We start from the raw sequence: 2913 nt of genomic DNA, 5'->3' as shown, positions 1-2913 counted from the left end.
GCAATAATCTCTTCCATCTGAGTGGCGTTTTCGGCTTCGCTAACCCGGTAAAGCTGTTTTTTCAAAGATGCCGCAAGGCGCTTGCGTGTTACGCTATCGTCTTCGACGATCACTATGTGCTGCCCCAAGTCCTCCCCCTTACGCCGCTTCGCCCGTTGGATTTTACATTTTTTTACAAAGTCGAACAGCCTGTTGATCCAGCCTGTAGGACTGGTTCACATGCCAATCGTATTTTGACTCCAGCGTCAATGCTCATGACTGGAGGTCAACATGTCTATGAACACCCCTACCCGCCGCGCCTTCTTGCAAGGAAGTGCCGCATTAATCGGTACAGCCAGCCTCATGGGCTCGACAGCCTTGGCTTCCATCGATCCAAATTCCTTTGCTGGCCGCACTTTCCATGCCAGCCACTACGGCCCATTCGAGGCTGTCGTTCGTGATGGCAAGCTGGTCGGCATCAACACCATGATGGAACTCGATGCCCGTCCAACCGAAATGTTGACCTATGGTGTCATAGATCGCACCTACGATAAAACCCGGGTCAATTATCCGATGGTGCGCAAATCCTATCTGGAAGGGTGGGAAACCGGCGACATCAAACCGGAATTGCGAGGCAAGGAAGAATGGGTCAAGGTTGATTGGGACACGGCTTGGAGCCTGACAGCGAAGGCTCTTTTGGACACGGCCACAAAATACGGCAACGAATCCATTTTCTCCTCATCCTACGGCGGCTGGTCAAACGCCGGTGTCTTTCGCCCGAATGTTCTGCAAGGCCGTTTGATCAATCTAATGGGCGGCTGCACCAACACCGCCGGCGATTGGTCTGCAGGTGCCGGTCAGGTTCTTCTGCCGCACGTCATGGGCGATATGGAAGTCTATTCAGCTCAATCCGCTTGGGAAACCATCCGTGACAACACTGAAGTCTTCGTGCTTGTTGGTTGCGATCCGATCAAGAACAACCGCATCGAATACCGTGTTGCCGACCATGGCATGTATGCCCATTGGGAACAAATCCGTGACGCCGGTGTCAAATTCATCTCTATCAACCCACAGCGGACTGCATCGGATGAATACCTTGGATCCGAACTAACCCGGATTATCCCGAATACCGATACCGCTCTCTTCCTATCGATGGCTTACCATGTCCTGGAAAACGGTTTGGAAGACCGCACCTACATGGAAAAGTACACAATTGGTGCCGACAAGTGGATCGCCTACGTCAAAGGTGAAGCAGACGGCACTCCGAAGACACCGGCCTGGGCATCGCAAATCACCGGTATTGAAGAAGACAGGATCAAAGAACTGGCTGAGCTGTTCGCCAAATCGAAAACGGCCATAGCAGGCTCCTGGGCAATCCAACGGGCACAACATGGTGAAATGGCTTATTGGTCAATCGTCAACTTTCAGGCGCTGTGCGGCAAGATCGGTAAACCGGGTCAAGGCGTTGGCTTCAGCTGGCACTATGGCAACGGCGGCATGCCTCAGGGTGGCAACAAAACACCGGTCGGCATGAGCCAGGGACGCAACTTCGTCAAAAAGATCGTTCCTGCATCTCGGATTACAGAAGCCCTTGAAAACCCTGGAAAAGAGTTCTTCTACAATGGCCAGACGAACAACTATCCGGACATCAAGATGGTGTTCAATGCCGGTAACAACTTCATGTCACACCAGCAGGATACCAACAGGCTGATCCGGGCTTTGAACAAGGTTGATACCGTTGTTTGCGTGGATGTCTGGTGGACGGCGGCGACCCGTTGGGCCGATATTGTTCTGCCAGCGGCCTCGACCCTGGAACAGGACGACATCACCTCCGGCGGCACCTATTCCAACGACAGGGTGTACGCAATGAAGAAGGTAATCGAGCCGATCGGTGAAAGCCTGCCGGACTACGAGATCTTCGAAGGCCTTGCCGACAAGCTTGGTCTTTGGGCTCAGTTCACGGACAGCGAAGACAAGATGTATCACATCAAGCTCGCCTATGAAGCCTCCGGTGCCGCCGAGGCTCTTCCATTCGAGGAATTCTGGGAACAGGGTTATGCTCGTATGCCGGTGCCTAAAGAGGCCCGCAAGTGGACCCGGCACGGCGCGTTCTATGAAGATCCGACAGCCAATCCGCTGCACACGGCCTCCGGCAGGATCGAAATGTTCTGCGAAAACATCTCGAACATGAATATCGACGACTGCCCGGGCATGCCGGTCTGGATGCCAAAACACGAGTATCTGGGTATTGCCAAACCCAGTCAGCTGCACGTGGTTTCTCCGCACCCCTGGTTCCGTCTGCACAGCCAGATGGGCAACTCAAAACGCTTGCGTGATTTATATATGGTTCAGGGTCGTGAACCGGTCCGGATTAATACTGAAGACGCTGCAAGCCGGGGCATTGAAGATGGTGATCTGGTCGAGCTCTACAATCAGAGGGGCACGGTCATCGCTGGGGCTGTCGTCAGCGACGACATCATGCCAGGCGTGGTCTCCATCTACGAGGGTGGCTGGCCGCAACTCGACAGCAAAGGACGCTGCAACTCGGGTTTGGTGAACTTCATCACGTCGACACAACCTGCCTCTGGCTTCTCACAAGCAACATCAGCCAACACCGTTCTGGTCGAGATGCGCAAGTGCGAAGACCCTGAAGGCCCCAACATGGCGTATGATCCGCCCGCAATACTCGACAACGTGCCGGTAGCCGCCATCGATCCGGACAAATTGGGCACCGACCGTCTGATCGAGCTGACTGAAAAGCTCTACGCCGACATGACACCTGGTGAGAAAATGTTCTTCGAGCGCTGTACGGTTTGCCATGCACCGCGGGAAGTCACTCACTACACACAGCAGCAATGGAAGGGAATTGTCCCCTCGATGTTCGAACGGGCGGGCCTTGATGACGGTGAACGCATGCTCGTCATGGAATACCTG

1 protein-coding gene is annotated in these 2913 nt (G+C 54.3%); it reads left to right on the top strand.

The features are described 5' to 3' along the window. Nucleotides 1–270 precede the first annotated feature (270 nt). A partial coding sequence (locus K5905_RS30935; protein WP_297591558.1) for a molybdopterin-dependent oxidoreductase occupies nt 271–2913 on the top strand: 2643 nt, incomplete at its 3' end.

Origin of the sequence: Roseibium sp., from assembly GCF_025698965.1 — a bacterium.
GTDB lineage: Bacteria > Pseudomonadota > Alphaproteobacteria > Rhizobiales > Stappiaceae > Roseibium.
Note: the sequence above shows the minus strand (reverse complement) of the source record. Positions and strands in the feature narration are given on the sequence as shown.